Origin of the sequence: Nonomuraea sp. NPDC052634 (assembly GCF_040678535.1) — a bacterium.
In the GTDB taxonomy this organism is placed as follows: domain Bacteria; phylum Actinomycetota; class Actinomycetes; order Streptosporangiales; family Streptosporangiaceae; genus Nonomuraea; species Nonomuraea fastidiosa.
In genome coordinates this window covers 616408-631220 of record NZ_JBFATY010000003.1, presented here as the reverse complement: position 1 = coordinate 631220, position 14813 = coordinate 616408, and the positions used below count along the sequence as shown (strand labels likewise).

Annotated in this window: 14 protein-coding genes; 4 read left to right on the top strand and 10 right to left on the bottom strand. The window is 70.9% G+C overall.

The genetic code is table 11. The features are described from left to right. A complete protein-coding gene (locus tag AB0K67_RS18805; RefSeq protein WP_364061173.1) occupies window positions 1-2487 on the top strand; it encodes an FtsX-like permease family protein in 2487 nt (828 codons plus the stop codon). 101 nt (window positions 2488-2588) lie between these two features. On the opposite strand, the gene AB0K67_RS18800 is transcribed toward AB0K67_RS18805, so the two are convergent. The 5 genes from AB0K67_RS18800 to rph form a co-directional block, all read right to left on the bottom strand. Beyond that, window positions 2589-2858: a hypothetical protein gene (locus AB0K67_RS18800; protein WP_364061170.1), complete on the bottom strand. Its 270-nt coding sequence runs from the start codon at window positions 2856-2858 to the stop codon at window positions 2589-2591. Beyond that, window positions 2855-3661 (bottom strand): toxin glutamine deamidase domain-containing protein, encoded by an 807-nt coding sequence (locus tag AB0K67_RS18795; protein ID WP_364061167.1) that lies wholly within the window; start codon window positions 3659-3661, stop codon window positions 2855-2857. Before AB0K67_RS18795 ends, AB0K67_RS18800 begins: the two co-directional genes overlap by 4 nt. 118 nt (window positions 3662-3779) lie before the next feature. Beyond that, window positions 3780-5420, bottom strand: a complete 1641-nt coding sequence (locus tag AB0K67_RS18790) for a molybdopterin-dependent oxidoreductase (RefSeq protein WP_364061164.1) — start codon at window positions 5418-5420, stop codon at window positions 3780-3782. Window positions 5421-5662: 242 nt separating this feature from the next. Next, complete coding sequence (rdgB, locus tag AB0K67_RS18785; RefSeq protein ID WP_364061161.1) at window positions 5663-6253, bottom strand: RdgB/HAM1 family non-canonical purine NTP pyrophosphatase; 591 nt, start codon at window positions 6251-6253, stop codon at window positions 5663-5665. After that, complete coding sequence (rph, locus tag AB0K67_RS18780) at window positions 6250-6969, bottom strand: ribonuclease PH (protein WP_364061158.1); 720 nt, start codon at window positions 6967-6969, stop codon at window positions 6250-6252. Before rph ends, rdgB begins: the two co-directional genes overlap by 4 nt. A gap of 68 nt (window positions 6970-7037) precedes the next feature. On the opposite strand from rph, the gene AB0K67_RS18775 reads away from it, so the two are divergent. Next, window positions 7038-8279 (top strand): MFS transporter, encoded by a 1242-nt coding sequence (locus AB0K67_RS18775; RefSeq protein ID WP_364061155.1) that lies wholly within the window; start codon window positions 7038-7040, stop codon window positions 8277-8279. A 162-nt stretch (window positions 8280-8441) separates the two neighbouring features. Here the strand turns inward: AB0K67_RS18775 and AB0K67_RS18770 are convergent, their stop codons facing one another. The 3 genes from AB0K67_RS18770 to AB0K67_RS18760 all read right to left on the bottom strand — a co-directional run bounded on the left by AB0K67_RS18770 (window position 8442) and on the right by AB0K67_RS18760 (window position 10955). Continuing rightward, window positions 8442-9194 (bottom strand): MBL fold metallo-hydrolase, encoded by a 753-nt coding sequence (locus AB0K67_RS18770; protein ID WP_364061152.1) that lies wholly within the window; start codon window positions 9192-9194, stop codon window positions 8442-8444. Next, complete coding sequence (gene murI, locus AB0K67_RS18765; RefSeq protein ID WP_364061149.1) at window positions 9191-10015, bottom strand: glutamate racemase; 825 nt, start codon at window positions 10013-10015, stop codon at window positions 9191-9193. Before murI ends, AB0K67_RS18770 begins: the two co-directional genes overlap by 4 nt. A gap of 148 nt (window positions 10016-10163) precedes the next feature. Then, window positions 10164-10955: a thioesterase family protein gene (locus tag AB0K67_RS18760; protein ID WP_364061146.1), complete on the bottom strand. Its 792-nt coding sequence runs from the start codon at window positions 10953-10955 to the stop codon at window positions 10164-10166. A gap of 102 nt (window positions 10956-11057) precedes the next feature. Here AB0K67_RS18760 and AB0K67_RS18755 point away from each other — a divergent pair, with 102 nt between their 5' ends. Further along, window positions 11058-11384 (top strand): hypothetical protein, encoded by a 327-nt coding sequence (locus AB0K67_RS18755; protein WP_364061143.1) that lies wholly within the window; start codon window positions 11058-11060, stop codon window positions 11382-11384. A gap of 84 nt (window positions 11385-11468) precedes the next feature. Then, window positions 11469-13346 (top strand): DUF3352 domain-containing protein, encoded by a 1878-nt coding sequence (locus AB0K67_RS18750; protein ID WP_364061140.1) that lies wholly within the window; start codon window positions 11469-11471, stop codon window positions 13344-13346. A 185-nt stretch (window positions 13347-13531) separates the two neighbouring features. On the opposite strand, the gene AB0K67_RS18745 is transcribed toward AB0K67_RS18750, so the two are convergent. Further along, window positions 13532-14479, bottom strand: a complete 948-nt coding sequence (locus AB0K67_RS18745) for a cysteine synthase (RefSeq protein ID WP_364061137.1) — start codon at window positions 14477-14479, stop codon at window positions 13532-13534. A gap of 1 nt (window position 14480) precedes the next feature. Next, window positions 14481-14753, bottom strand: coding sequence for a MoaD/ThiS family protein (locus tag AB0K67_RS18740; protein ID WP_364061134.1), 273 nt, complete (start codon window positions 14751-14753; stop codon window positions 14481-14483). Window positions 14754-14813 lie beyond the last annotated feature (60 nt).

Sequence of the window (14813 nt, the reverse complement as noted above, 5' to 3'; positions counted from 1 at the left end):
GTGCTGAAGACCACGCTGGCCGGGCTGCGCGCGCACCGGCTGAGACTCATGCTCACGTCGCTCGCGATCCTGCTGGGAGTGGGCTTCATCGCGGGCACGTTCGTGCTGAACGACACCATCGAGGCGGGCTTCGCCCAGCGGGTGACCGCCAACGCCGGCAAGGTGGACGTCGCCGTGCTCGCCAAGAGCCAGGACGAGCCGCTGCCCGCCGACCTCCTCGACCGGATCAGGAGGCTGCCCGGCGTCACCGAGGCACAGGGGCTCATCCGCGGCAGCGCGCCCGTGCTCGGCAAGAACGGCAAGACCGCCGGCAACGCGCCCACCACCGCCGTCTCGGTCGTCACCGGCCCGCTCGATCGCACCGACGTGGTCGCGGGCACCGGCCCCGGCACCGATGACAGCGCGGCCGTGCTGGACGAGAACACCGCCAAGGCCCAGGGCCTGCGGCTCGGCGACATGATCACTGTGCTCGACTCCCGCAAGCGGCGGCACGACTTCCGCCTCGTCGGCCTCATCGACGTGGGACTCGACCAGCAGCTCGCCTTCACCGGCGCGGTCGGCTTCACCCCGGAGATGGCGCGGCGCATGACCGGCGCCAAGGGGTACGCCGAGATCGACGTCAAGGGCTCGGGCCCCGGGCTCGAGCAGGCCGTCGCGGCGGCGGCCGGGGGCTCCTACCAGGTCATGACCGGCGCGGAGCTGGCCGACCGGCTCGCTGAGCAGGCGGGCGTGGAGCGGCGGGTGGTCACGGTGGGCCTGCTGCTGTTCGGCGTCGTCGCGATGCTGGTGGCCGCGCTCGTCATCTACAACACCTTCACCATCCTCGTCGCCCAGCGCACCCGCGAGATGGCGCTGCTGCGCTGCATCGGGGCGACGCGCCGGCAGGTGTTCGGCCAGGTGCTGCTGGAGTCGGCCGTCGTGGGCCTGCTCGCCTCGCTCGCCGGCCTCGCCGCCGGGTACGGCCTGGCCACGCTCACGCTGACCGTGCTCAGTGCGTTCGACGTCCCGCTGCCCACCGACGCGGCCGTCTCGCTCTCCCCTGTCACCGTCGGCGTCGCGCTCGGCGTGGGCGTGACGGTCACGGTGTGCGCGGCCGTGCTGCCCGCCAGGGCGGCGACCCGCGTGGCGCCGATCGCCGCGCTGCGCAGCGAGCCCGAGGAGCAGGCGTTCCGCACCGGGAAGGTGCGCGTCCTGTTCGCGGCGCTCTTCCTGCTGGCGGGGGCCGGCACGAGCGGCGTGGGCGCGTTCCGGATGCCACCAGGAGACGCCGCGCTGGTCGTCGTCATGGCAGGGGGCGCGCTGACGTTCCTCGCGGTGCTGATACTCGGGCCCGTGCTGGTCGGGCCGCTGAGCGCGGTCGTGGGCCTGCTGCCGCGCCGGCTGTTCGGGGTGCCGGGGCGGCTCGCGGTGGACAACGCGGCCCGCAACCCCAGGCGGGCGGCCACCACCACGGTCGCGCTGACGATCGGGGTGACGCTGATGACGCTCATCTCCGTGGTCAGCGCCTCGACCCGGCTGACCATGACGGCCAAGCTGGACGAGCAGTTCCCCATCGACTACGTGCTGGTCGACCAGGAGCACGAGTCGGTCATCCCGCGCTCGGTCGGCGAGGAGCTGCGCGGGCGGCCCGAGCTTGACTCGGTGGCGCAGGTCCGCCGGGTCACGGCCGTCTTCGGCGGCAGGACGCAGCAGGTGGGGACCTTCAGCGGGCGCGTGGAGCCGTATGTGACGGCCGGGTCGCTGGACGGGTTCGCGGCCGGTCAGGTGGCCGTGGACGAGCGCACGGCGGCCCGGCTCGGGCTGCGGCTCGGCGGCACCGCTGAGCTGGCGACCGAGCGGGCGGGCACGGTCTCTTTGACGGTGGTCGCGCTGGTCGACGGCGACCAGACCGTGCTGCCCGCGGTCACGGTGCCCGAGCGGGCGTTCGACGCCTACTTCGGCGCGGTGCCCGATGCGCAGGTGCTGGTCTCGATCAAGGACGGCGTGCCCGCGGAGCGGGCCCGCGCGGTAGTGGACGCCGCCGCCGCGCCCTACCCGAACGTGCACGTCAACAGCGCGACGGAGGTGCGCGGGCAGTTCGACGAGACGCTCGACATGCTCGTGATGATCATGATGGGGCTGCTCGGGCTGGCCATCCTCATCTCGCTGCTCGGCATCGCGAACACCCTGTCGCTGTCGGTGCACGAACGTACCCGTGAGTCCGCCCTGCTGCGTGCCCTCGGCCTGACCCGGGCGCAACTACGCCGGATGCTGTCGGTGGAGGCGCTGCTGCTCGGGCTGATCGGGGCGCTGGTGGGCGTCGCGCTCGGGCTCGTCTACGGGTGGGTGGCGATGCGGGCGCTGCTGCCGGACTCGCGCTATGTGGTGCCCGTCGCGCAGGTCGTGGTGTTCGTGGCGCTGTCCGGGGTGGCGGGGGTGCTGGCGGCCGTCCTTCCGGCGCGGCGGGCGGCCCGGGCGTCCATCGTGGGATCGCTGGCGGCCGACTGAATCCGACATCTGTGAATAAATCCAGAAAAAGCGGATAGGAGGGAACGCGCAGGTCGGGCGCCTCATGGGGGCGGCGCCCGGCTTCGCGCGTACGGGAGCGTTCAGCGCGGGGTCGGGCCGGGCCAGAGCTCGGCCACCGTCTCCACGTCGAGCAGCGGCCGCACCACCACCTCGCCCGTCGCCCGATCGATCACGATGCACCCCGCACCGGCCGTATCCGGCAGACAGACCGGGTCGTCGGGCTCCAGGTCGCGCACCCACCCGACGTAACCGCCCTCGAAGCCGTAGACGCCCACGGGCACCGCCTCCTCCGGCGGGCGGACCCCGTTGAAGTACTCCTCCGCCAGCGCTCTGGCCTGCTCCAGGTTCATCGCGGCCGTCCCTGCCTGTCGAGGATCACGCAGAACACCCCGGTCACCGTCCGGTACGGCGGCTCGACCGACATGTGGCCCCGCTGCGCGTCGATCCAAATCACCTCACCCTCGAAGTTGACCGCGTTCCACGCGTGGCTGCCGCCGCCCGGCCAGCGCACCACGATCACGGCGCTCGCCCCGTGACCGGCCTCGGCGAGCCGGTGGGCGATCATCGGGTAGGCGTGCCTGCCCTGCCCGGCGTACTGCAGGCGGTGGCCGACCCAGCGCTCGATCCGCGCCACGCTGCCCTGCTCGCCGGTCAGCACCGGGCGGCCTATCCGGTCGTACTCGGGCAGCCGGGGCGCGGCCGCCGCGGGCTCGCCGTGCCAGGTGGACAGCACCGCCAGCGCGCAGTCGGCGGCGTTGGACGCCCTGAAGGGGTCGTCGGCCGGGCCGCCGCCGTTGACCAGGCGCACCCACGTGCCGCGCGGGTCGGGGAAGCGTACGCAGCCGCGCACCGCCTCCGCGAGGTCCCGCTCCACCTGCGGGTCGGGGTGCGCGAGCCCGCCGGGCACGCCGTAGGGGCGGCTGTCGGCCAGCCTGGGCGGCCGGTGCGGGCCGTCGAACCAGTCGCCGCCGCCAGAGGGCTGCGCGGCCGTCGCGGGCAGAAGCTCGTCCGATGGCGCGGCGGCGGATGCGGAGTCGGCATCGGTCTCGGCGGCGTGCTCGTAGTCGAGCCACCGCATCCCGTCGGCGACGACGGGGTTGTATCGGCCATCTGGAAGGACCCACCGGACACTCGGCTTGTGCTCGCGGAACACGGCCTGCCTCCTGTCATGCTTCGACGACGATCGTAGAGGCGGCGCGGTGACAAGGGGGCGAAGTCGGCGAGATTCCCCGCAAGAGCCAGGGCATCTACCTGGGCAAACGCCGCATACGTCAGCTCACGCGCACGGTGATCGTGTGATAGCCGGTGGCGCCGTCGGGGGCCGGAGGGGCGGGCTGCTCGGTCTGCGTACGCCCGGCCGCGTCGGTCGCGCGTACCTGGATGGTGTGCTCGCCCGGAGTCGCGTCCCAGTCGATCGACCACTGCCGCCAGGTGTCCGGTCCCGGCACCTCGGCGAGCTTCGCCACCCGCCACTGGCCGCCGTCCACCCGCACCTCGACCGCGTCGATGCCGGTGTGCTGCGCCCAGGCCACCCCGGCGATCGTGGTGCGGCCCGCCTTCACCTTGTCGCCTGAGCCGGGCACGTCGATGCGCGACTGGGTCTTGATCGGGCCCTTCTCCGCCCAGCCGCGCGGCGTCCAGTACGCCACGTCGGCGTCGAACCTCGTCACCTTGATGTCCACGACCCACTTGGTCGCCGAGACGTAGCCGTACAGGCCGGGTACCACCTGCCGTACCGGGAAACCGTGATCGACCGGGAGCGGCTCGCCGTTCATCGCGATCGCGAACAGCGCGTCGCGGCCGTCCATGACGACGTCCACCGGGGTGCCGCAGGTGAAGCCGTCGGCGGAGGTGGACAGCAGCATGTCGGCGTCCGAACGCAGGCCCGCCTCGCGCAGCACGTCGGCCATGCGCACGCCGAGCCAGCGGGCGTTGCCGACGTACGGGCCGCCCACCTCGTTGGAGACGCAGGTCAGGGTGACGTCCGCCTCGGTGAGCGGGCGCCCCAGCAGGTCGGCGTAGGTCAGCTCGATCGGGCGGTCCACCAGGCCGTGGATGCGCAGCGTCCACTCGTTCGGGTTCACCTGGGGGACGACGATGGCGGTGTCCACGCGGTAGAAGTCCCTGTTGGGCGTGACGAACGGCGACAGGCCCGGGATCTTGAAGTCCACGCCCGCGGGAAGCGGCCTGGCCGGGGTCGTGGGCCTGGGCAGCGCCACGTCGGCCCTGGCGGCGTCCACCGCCTGCCGCCCGCCGAGCTGCTGACCCAGGACCGTCGCGGCGCCCGCCACGACCACGCCCCCGGCGACGCCGGTCAGCAGCCGCCGCCGATCGAACTCGGCCACCGCCCCGCCCGGCCGCATCACCGCCGGCCGCTCAGGCTCGTCAGCGGGCACTTCGTGCCGGTCGTCCGCGGCTCCGCCGTGCACCGCAGCGGGCTGGGGCGCACGCTCGGGAGCCCACGCAGGGACGAGGGTGGTGGCACGGCCCAGCAACCACCGCAGGGTCCACGCACCGGCCAGCGTGCCGAGGACGGTGGGCAGCAGATCCACGGCCCCGGTGCCGGGCCGGGTGAGCACGGCCAGCGCCCCGAGCACCCCGAACACCGCGAACCCCGCGATCCCCAGGCTCGGCCTGCGTCTGGCCGACACCCCGATGACCGCCGCGACCACGGCCAGCACCACCAGCACGCCACCGACCAGCACGGCCTTGTCGTTCTCACCGAAGGTCCGGATGGCGAAGTCCTTCAGCGGCGCCGGCGCGGCGTCGATGGCGGTGTCCCCCACCGCCACCACGGGGAACGACGAAGGCCCGACGACCCCGGCCACGAGCCGCGCGACCCCGAGGGCCACGCCTCCTGACACCAGCCCCGCAAGCCCGCCCGCCCAGGCGGGAACGCTCGATTTGCTCACGCTCCGACGCTACGCCCGCCGACCCCGCAGGTTTCTTACGCGATGGTTACGTATGCCCCGCATCTCTGCCGCCGGAGCCGCCCTGGAGACCGCCCAGGAGGCACCACACGCCCCGCTGAAGCCATTGCGCACCAGGCGCGTACACCGGGACCCCGGCCGGGCCGTGAACGCCCTCACATGCGCACTGAGCGGATGCCGGCCACTGACGCCGCGGCCCGGGGAGGCGTGAAGCCCTCAGACGGTCAGGGGGTGAGCAAGTCGCGGACGATCGGGGCGAGGGCGCGGAAGGCGCGCCCGCGGTGGCTGATCGCGTCCTTCTCCTCGGGCGCCATCTCGGCGGTGGTGCGCTCTTCGCCGTCGGGCACGAGGATCGGGTCGTAGCCGAACCCGTTGGTCCCCCTCGGCGTCTTGACCAGCCGCCCGGGCAGCGTGCCGGTGGCGACGCGTTCCTCGCCGGACGGGAGGGCCAGCGCGGCGGCGCAGGCGAAGTGGGCGGTCAGCTTGTCGGCGGGCACGTCGGCGACCTGGGCGAGCAGCAGCTCCAGGTTGGCGCGGTCGTCGCCGTGGCGGCCGGCCCAGCGGGCGGAGAAGACGCCGGGCATGCCGTTGAGCACGTCGACGCAGAGCCCCGAGTCGTCGGCGACGGCGGGCAGCCCGGACGCCTTGGCCACGGCGTGCGCCTTGATGAGGGCGTTCTCCTCGAACGTGACCCCGGTCTCGGCGACCTCGCCGATCGAGGGGAACTCTTCGAGCCCGACGATGTCGAATCCGTCGAGGATGCGCCGGAGCTCCGCGATCTTGCCCTTGTTGCGGGTCGCCAGCACGATCTTCATGAAGCGAGTGCCTCCTGCTGCAGCCGCGTCAGCTCCGCGCAGCCGGTCACGGCGAGGTCGAGAAGCTTGTTGAGCACGTCGCGGTCGAACGGCGTGCCCTCGGCGGTGCCCTGCACCTCGACGAAGCGGCCGTCGCCGGTCATCACGACGTTCATGTCGGTCTCGGCGGCGACGTCCTCGGTGTAGCAGAGGTCGAGCATGGGGACGGTGCCGACCACGCCGACGGAGACGGCCGAGACGGAGTTGATGAGCGGCTCGCCGGGGCACATGCCGCGCTGGCGCATCCACTCGACCGCGTCGGCGAGCGCGACGTAGGCACCGGTGATGGCGGCCGTTCGCGTGCCGCCGTCGGCCTGGAGCACGTCGCAGTCGAGCAGTACGGAGTTCTCCCCCAACGCTTTGTAATCGACGCAGGCACGCAGCGATCGGCCGATCAGCCGGGAAATCTCGTGAGTACGTCCACCGATTTTTCCCCGAACCGATTCACGATCGTTACGTGTATTGGTCGCTCTGGGCAGCATCGCGTATTCGGCCGTAACCCAGCCCTGGCCGCTCCCCCGGCGCCAGCGAGGCACGCTGTCCTGCACGGACGCCGCGCACAACACCCTGGTGCCGCCGAATTCGACCAGCACTGATCCTTCGGCATGGGCGAGCCATTGCCTGGTGATGGTAATGGGACGGAGCTGGTCAGGGTTGCGGCCATCCTGTCGGGACATACAGATCACCCTATCTCCGTGCCACCACACGCTTGACCAAATGTGTCCATCACATAGATCCTGACGCAATGACAACGGGGGTGTTGCGAAACCCTGACTTTCTCCGGTTCCTCGGTTCGCACGCCGCGAACGAACTCGGAGCGAATATTTCGCGTGTGGCGCTGCCGCTCGTGGCGGTGGTGACGCTGCACGCCGGTCCGGCGCAGGTCGGTCTGCTGTCGTCGCTGCAGACGGTGGCGTTCCTCCTGCTCGGCCTGCCCGCGGGGGTGTGGGTCGACAGGATGCGCAAACGTCGGGTGATGATGGCCTCCGACCTCGCACGATTCGTGCTGCTCGGCAGCATCCCGCTGGCGGCCGGCCTCGAGCTGCTCAGCATCGAGATGCTGTTGGTGGTGGCCCTGTTGGCGGGCGTGGCCCAGGTGTTCAACGACGTGGCGGATTCGACGTACCTGCCCAACCTGGTCAGCACCACGCAGCTCGGTGACGGCAACGCGAAGCTCGAGACGGTGCGGTCGGGCGCGTTCCTCGCGGGCCCGGGCGTCGGCGGCGCGCTGGTGCAGTTACTCGGCGCGCCCCGGACGGTCCTGACCACCGCTCTCGGGGCGCTCGCGTCAGTGCTCTTCCTGTCCACGGTGAAGGTGCCGGACAAGCCGCCGATCGAGAAGGCGGAACGCGGCCCGATGCGGCGGGACATCAAGGAAGGCGTGGCGTACGTGTGGCAGGACCGCCTGATGCGGGCCTTCAGTGCCTCGTCCGCGCTCGGGAATCTGTGCGTGAGCGGCGTGCTGGGCCTGTCGGTGCTGTTCCTCGCCGAGACGGTCAAGCTGGCCCCGGGCGCTATCGGGGCATTACTCATGTCCGGCGGCATCGGCGGGGTGCTCGGCGGGCTGACCGGCGGGTGGCTGATGCGGCGCCTCGGCACCGCCAGGGCGACCATGCTGGCCACCGCCATCGGGGCGCCGTTCGGGCTGCTGCTGCCGATGACGCAGGCCGACTGGCGGGTGATCTGCTTCGCGCTCGCGTCGATGATGATCTCGTGGGCCGCCACCATGTCGAACGTCGGCCAGAGCACCTACCGCCAGACCGTCACGCCCGACCACCTGCTCGGCCGGGTGAACGCGTCGGTGCGGTTCGTGACCTGGGGCGTGATGCCGCTCGGCGCGCTGCTCGGCGGCCTGGTGGCGCAGCAGATCGGGGTGCGGGAGGCGCTGTGGCTGCTCATGCTGGGCCGGGCGGTGGCGTTCGTGCCGTTGCTGTTCTCACCGCTGCCGCGCATGCGCGATTTCGCCGAGGCGCAGCCCCGCCAGTGACGCGCGCGGAGGCGGCCATGGCGGGCGGCCCAGTGTCAGATTCTGTGTCAGATTCTGTGTCAGACGCTGGGCCGGACGCTGTGTCAGACGCTGGGCCGGACACTGGGCCGGACGCTGTGTCAGATGCTGTGGCGGACGCCGTGAAAGGCGCCGCGGCGGCGGTCAGGACAGGTCGTAGACGGCGCCGCTGCGGGCGAGCTCGACCGGCCCCGCGTAACCGCCGGTGGACGCCTCCTCCAGCACGGTCGCCTGGTCGTTCCACGGCACGAGATGCGTCAGCACGAGCCGGCCCACGCCCGCCTTGGCCGCGTGCTCGGCCGCCTGACGTCCGGTCAGGTGCAGGCCGGGAGGCAGGTTGGGGCGCTCGACGAACGACGCCTCGCACAGCAGCAGGTCGGTGCCCGCCGCCAGCTTGACCAGCTCCTGCGACTCGCCGGTGTCGCCGGAGTAGGCGATGCTCCTGCGGCCGTCGGTGACGCGGAAGCCGTACGCCTCGACCGGGTGGTTGACCAGGCCGGCGGTCAGCGTGAACGGCCCGATCTCGAACGAGCCGGGGCGCAGCGGGACGAACTCGAAGGCCGTCTCCAGCGCGGGCTCGTCAGGCATGCCGTACGCGCCCGCCAGCCGCCTGGGCGCGTCGGCCGGGGCGTAGACGGGGACGATGGGGTACGGCGCGTTCGGCCCGTACGTCCTGGCCACGTGGTAGCCGCAGATGTCGAGGCAGTGGTCGGCGTGCAGGTGGGACAGGCAGATCGCGTCCACGTCGTACAGGCCGATGTGGCGCTGCAGCGCGCCCAGCGAGCCGCTGCCGAGGTCGAGCACCATCCTGAACCCGTCGGCCTCGAGGAGGTAGCAGGACGCGGGACTGTCGGGCCCGGGGTAGCTGCCCGAGCATCCGACGATGGTCACCTTCATGTGGGCCTCCCGTTGAAGGTCGTACCCCCCACTGGTGCGACTTCGACCGCATCGATCTCCGGCCCCAGGAAACGCCGCCCGAGCCGGGCGAAGAGCAGGGAGTCGCCAGTGGCGCGGAAACGGTGCCGGGGGGTGGCGTCGCTTCCTGCCGCCAGACCGCGGTCGTGCAGGATCCGGTAGACGTCCTTGGCCGTCTCGTCGGCGCTGGAGATGAGCGTGACGCCCTCGCCGGCGACGTAGGAGATGGCGCCGGTGAGCAGCGGGTAGTGGGTGCAGCCGAGGATGAGCGTGTCGCATCCGGCGGCCCTGATGGGCTGCAGGTACTCGCGCACGACCTCGATCAGCTCGTCGCTCATCGTCTCGCCGCGCTCGACGTACTCCACGAGGCGCGGGGCGGCCACGCCGGTGAGCTCCACATCAGGGGCGGCGGTGAAGGCGTCGTGGTAGGCCATGGACTCGATCGTCGCCCTGGTGGCGATCACGCCGACCTTGCCGTTGCGGGTGGCGCGCACCGCGCGGCGGGTGGCCGGCATGATCACTTCGACGACGGGGACGTCATAACGCTCGCGCGCGTCGCGCAGCACGGCGGCGCTCGCGCTGTTGCACGCGATCACGAGCATCTTGACGTGCTGCTCGACCAGGTGGTCCATGACCTCCAGCGCGTACGCCCGAAGCTCCGCGATGGGCTTCGGCCCGTACGGCTGCCGCGCCGTGTCGGCCACGTAGGTGATGGACTCGTGGGGGAGCTGATCGATGATCGCTCGCGCGACCGTCAGGCCGCCCACCCCGCTGTCGAAGATCCCAATACTCGCGTCCGGCACGTTCTCGAGGGTAGGCGACCTGCGCCGATCAGCACTGCGTAAGAATCCTCACACCGGTGACCCATGAGCATGTCGCGGTGTTGCCTTGGTCACAGTGCGACCATCGGTCGTGTGAACATGCGATCGGCTCCGCCTTGAGCCGCGTCCGTCAGCCCCGGCCGACGCGGGCGAGCTGGCGTGACTGGGCGACCAGGCGGCCGGTGGAGTCGCGCACCTCGACCTCCTCGTCGAACCAGCCGTCGGCGACCAGCCGGCCGCTGCCGAGCAGCGTGAGCCAGCCGGGGGCGGGCAGGGCGCGCAGGTGCCAGGTGAGGTCCACGGTGGGGGCCCAGCCGCGGGCTCCGGAGGAGAAGACGACGGGCGGCAGCGCGTCCACGGCCAGCGCCAGCACGTACGGGTCGGGGTCCTGCGGCTCGGCCATCCTGAAGTACGCGCGGGACTCGGGGCGGCCGGTGGGCCTGCCGTGCAGCCAGCCGATCGTGGGCGGGTCGAAGACCAGCTCGATCTGGGCGTTGAAGGTCATGTTCGACTCGGGCTTGGGGTCGGGGAGCTTGACGCACTCCTCGATCGGCGGCATCTCGTAAGCCGGTTTATCGGCATAAATCGGCTCGACGTCGTGCAGTGTGGCCGTGGTGATCAGGCCCTCGATCTGCGTCACGCCGTCCTGCACCAGGCTCGCGCGGGCGAACGCGACCGTCTTGCCCGCCTTCAGCGGCTCCACGATCACCTGGGCGGGACCCGCCACGGGCGCCCTGTGGAACTGCGCCGTCGTGCTCACCGGATGCTCGAACGGCGAGGCGTCCACCGCCGCCCGCAGGATCGTCGCCATCAGGTAGCCGCCGTTGAGCGGCCCGCCGATCGCATATCCGGGATCGAGACAGACGTCATAGGTGTGATCATCGACCTTGATCGCCTGCGTGGCCTCGTCGAACTTCGTCATCCGCTCCCGCCTCACGTCCGAACTATGTTCTAGACATGCTAGAGCATTCGCCCATCAGCGCGCCTACCTGCGAAAATGTGATTCGGCTGACACCGTTTGATCATGGCTAGTGTCACCGAACTCATCGGACAGTCCGTTTGGGACTCCAACGGGGTGTGGGTCGGTTTCGTGGTGGACATCCGCGTGGTCAAGCACAAGGGCGAGCTCCAGAAGAGCCACACCGTCTACGGTCTGGTGGTCTCCAGCGTGCGCGCGCCGTTCCTGCTCGGCCTCACCCGCGAACGCCAGGGCAGGTCGTCCTGGCTGTCCCGCCTGCTGGCCCGCATCGTCTACGCCGGCTGCACCTTCGTGCCGTGGGAGAACGTCGTCGACTACGGAGGCGGGGAGGTGCACATCGGCGTCCTGCGAAATGAGCTGAATCGGGTCTAATCCGACTTCAGTACATTGCAAGCGCACGTCTAGCAACATCAGCTACCTTCTCTGTGGTCAAAAGTCCACATTGTGAGTTGAGTGATGTCTGCTAACAATCCCCCCTATGGCCAGGATCCTGACCGGACCACGGCGTACAACTGGAACCAGGGGCAGCAGCCGGAGAACCAGCCGACGGCGCAGTATCCGGGGCAGCCCTACCCTCCCCAGCAGCCTTACGGCCAGCAGTCCGCACAGGGGCAGGGTGCTTACGGGCATCAGGGGGCCTACGGCCAGCAGCAGCCCCCCTACAACCCCCAGTACGGCCAGCCGCAGCCCCCGCAGGGCCCGCAGCAGCCGTACGGCGGCCAGCAGGCGCAGGGCGGCTGGCAGCAGCAGCAAGGTTGGCAGCAGCAGCCCGCGCAGCAGGGCTGGCAGCAGCAACCCCAGCAGCAGTACCAGCAGGGCGGCTGGCAGCAGGAGCAGCAGGGCTGGCAGCAAGGCGGCTGGCAACAGCAGGGCCCTGAGGGCTTCGGCCCGGCCGAGCCCGCGAAGAAGGGCCGCAAGAGCTGGATCATCGCGGTGGCGGCGGCGGTGGCCGTCGTCCTCCTCGGCGGCGGCGCGGTGTGGGCCGTCGGCGCGCTCGGCGGCGGTGGCGCCCAGCCGAGCGACGTCCTGCCCGCGAACTCCATCGCCTACGCCCGCTTCGACCTCGACCCGGCCGCGAACCAGAAGGTGGCGCTCTTCCAGATCGCCAGGAAGTTCTCCGCGACCAAGGACGCCTTCTCCGGCGAAGACCCGCGCAAGGCCCTGTTCGACCTCCTCAACGAGGACGGCAGCGCCAAGGCCGACTTCGCCAAGGACGTGGACCCCTGGCTGGGCAGCCGCATCGGCGTCGCCGCCGTCCCGTCCGGCAAGGACGAGCCCGACATCGCGGTGGCCGTCCAGGTCACGGACCAGGAGGCCGCCAAGGCCGGCATCGCCAAGCTCATGGAGGACGACAAGTACGGCATCGCCTTCCGTGACGACTACGCGCTGATCACCGAGTCCCAGGACCTCGCCACCAAGTACGCCGAGGCCGAGGGCAGCCTGACGGACAACGCCGAGTTCAGCGAGGACATGGGCGCGGTCGGCGAGCAGGGCGTGCTGTCGTTCTGGGCCTCCATGAGCGGCATCATCGACCTCGCCAAGAAGGAGATCCCCGCCGATCAGGTCGCGTCGATCGAAGCGATCAAGAACGCCAGGTTCGCCGGCGCCCTGCGCTTCGACAGCGCCTACGTCGAGCTCGCCGGCGTCGTACGCGGCGCCAAGGGCATGGCCCCGGACGGCGACCTGCCCAAGGCGAACATCGGCACGCTCCCCGACACCACGGCGGGCGCCATCTCGATCTCCGGCCTCGACCAGATGGTCACCAAGCAGTGGGCCGAGATCGAAAAGCAGGCCACGGCCGCGGGCAACGCCCAGGTCTCGCAGATGCTGCAGCAGTTCAAGACCCGGTTCGGCCTGAACCTGCCCGCCGACCTCGCCACCGTGCTCGGCCAGAACTTCACCGTCGCCGTCGACAGCGAGGGCCTGAACACCGACCAGATCAAGGGCGGCGTGCGCGTCACCACCGACGCGGCCAAGGCGCAGGCGATCGTGGACAAGGTGCTGAACGCGTTCGCGCAGAACGGCCAGCCCGCCCCGCAGATCGCCAAGGTCGCCGGGGACGGCGTCTTCACCGTCGCGACCACCGACGACTACGCCAAGAAGCTGGCCACCGAGGGCACGCTGGGCGAGTCGGAGACGTTCCAGACGGCCATCCCGAACGCCGACGACGCCAACTTCGCCATCTTCGTCGACCTCGACAAGATCGAGAACCTCTACCTCCAGTCGATGCAGGGTGACGACAAGGCCAACGCCGAGGTGCTGCGGGCCGTCGGCGTGAGCGGCAGCCAGACCGACACCGAGGCGAACTTCTCGATGCGGCTGCTGTTCAACTGACGGCTTTCCGAACACGCGAAAAGGCGGCCGGCCCCTTGCACAGGGGCCGGCCGCCTGCCGTTCTCATGACCCACCGGTGAGCGAGGGCCGCGCGAGGCCCGCCGGTCACACCACGCCCAGGAGCCCGCCGGCCGGCCCCCGAGCCTGCTGGAACCGGAGCCCGCCTGGGACCCGGAGCCCGCGGGTCAGGCCCAGAGCTGGCCTTCGAGGCGTTCTTCGGCCTCTTCGAGCGTCCCCTCGTACGCGCCCGTCGACAGGTACTTCCACCCGCCGTCGGCCACCACGAACACGATGTCGGCCCGCTCCCCCGCCTTGACCGCCTTCTTGGCCACCCCCAGCGCCGCGTGCAGCGCGGCCCCGGTGGAGACGCCGGCGAAGATGCCCTCGGAGGCCAGCAGCTCGCGCGTGCGCCGCAGCGCGTCGGCCGAGCCGACCGAGAAGCGGGTGGTCAGCACGGACTCGTCGTAGAGCTCAGGGATGAAACCCTCGTCGACGTTGCGCAGGCCGTAGACCAGCTCGCCGTAGCGCGGCTCGGCGGCCACGATCTGCACGCCGGGCACGTGTTCGCGCAGGTAGCGCCCGACGCCCATGAGGGTGCCGGTGGTGCCGAGACCCGCCACGAAGTGGGTGACCGTCGGCAGGTCCGCAAGGATCTCCGGGCCGGTGGTCTCGTAGTGTGAGCGCCAGTTGGCCGGGTTGCCGTACTGGTAGAGCATCACCCACGACGGGTTCTTCGCGGCCAGCTCCTTGGCCACCCGCACGGCCTCGTTGGAGCCGCCGGCGGCGGGCGAGGAGATGATCTCCGCGCCCCACATGCGCAGGAGCTGGCGGCGCTCCTCGGAGGTGTTCTCCGGCATCACGCAGATCAGCCTGTAGCCCTTGAGCTTGGCCGACATGGCCAGCGAGATGCCGGTGTTGCCGCTGGTCGGCTCAAGGATGGTGCAGCCCGGCGTGAGCAGCCCGTCCTTCTCGGCCTGCTGGATCATCCACAGGGCCGGTCTGTCCTTGATCGACCCGGTCGGGTTGCGATCCTCCAGCTTGGCCCAGATGCGCACCTCACCCGAGGGCGACAGCCTGGGCAGGCCGACCAGCGGGGTGCGGCCGACCGAGTCGATCAGCGAGTCGAAACGCATGTCACCCGCCGGCCACGGCAGGCAGGACGGTCACCGTGTCGCCGTCGGACAGCGGGGTGCCGAGGCCGCCGAGGAAGCGGACGTCCTCGTCGTTCAGGTAGACGTTGACGAAGCGGCGCAGGCTGCCGTCGTCGACCAGCCGCTCCTTGATGCCGGGGTGGCGGGACTCGAGATCACTGATCAGCTCTTCGAGCGTGGCGCCCTCGGCGCTCACGGCCTTCGCGCCGTCGGTGTAGTTACGCAGGATGGTCGGGATGCGAACCTCGATGGCCATCGCGGTCAGTCTCCTCAGGTCAGTCGTCGTCCCATCGGCAGCAACGCCGATGGAGTGGTG

Excerpts from the sequence above, each read along its gene's own strand:
- AB0K67_RS18800 (WP_364061170.1), bottom strand. The coding sequence starts at position 2,858 with ATGAACCTGGAGCAGGCCAGAGCGCTGGCGGAGGAGTACTTCAACGGG.
- rdgB (WP_364061161.1), bottom strand. The coding sequence starts at position 6,253 with ATGAAGATCGTGCTGGCGACCCGCAACAAGGGCAAGATCGCGGAGCTC.
- rph (WP_364061158.1), bottom strand. The coding sequence starts at position 6,969 with ATGTCCCGACAGGATGGCCGCAACCCTGACCAGCTCCGTCCCATTACC.
- AB0K67_RS18775 (WP_364061155.1), top strand. The coding sequence starts at position 7,038 with ATGACAACGGGGGTGTTGCGAAACCCTGACTTTCTCCGGTTCCTCGGT.
- AB0K67_RS18770 (WP_364061152.1), bottom strand. The coding sequence starts at position 9,194 with ATGAAGGTGACCATCGTCGGATGCTCGGGCAGCTACCCCGGGCCCGAC.
- AB0K67_RS18760 (WP_364061146.1), bottom strand. The coding sequence starts at position 10,955 with ATGACGAAGTTCGACGAGGCCACGCAGGCGATCAAGGTCGATGATCAC.
- AB0K67_RS18755 (WP_364061143.1), top strand. The coding sequence starts at position 11,058 with ATGGCTAGTGTCACCGAACTCATCGGACAGTCCGTTTGGGACTCCAAC.
- AB0K67_RS18750 (WP_364061140.1), top strand. The coding sequence starts at position 11,469 with ATGTCTGCTAACAATCCCCCCTATGGCCAGGATCCTGACCGGACCACG.
- AB0K67_RS18745 (WP_364061137.1), bottom strand. The coding sequence starts at position 14,479 with ATGCGTTTCGACTCGCTGATCGACTCGGTCGGCCGCACCCCGCTGGTC.
- AB0K67_RS18740 (WP_364061134.1), bottom strand. The coding sequence starts at position 14,753 with ATGGCCATCGAGGTTCGCATCCCGACCATCCTGCGTAACTACACCGAC.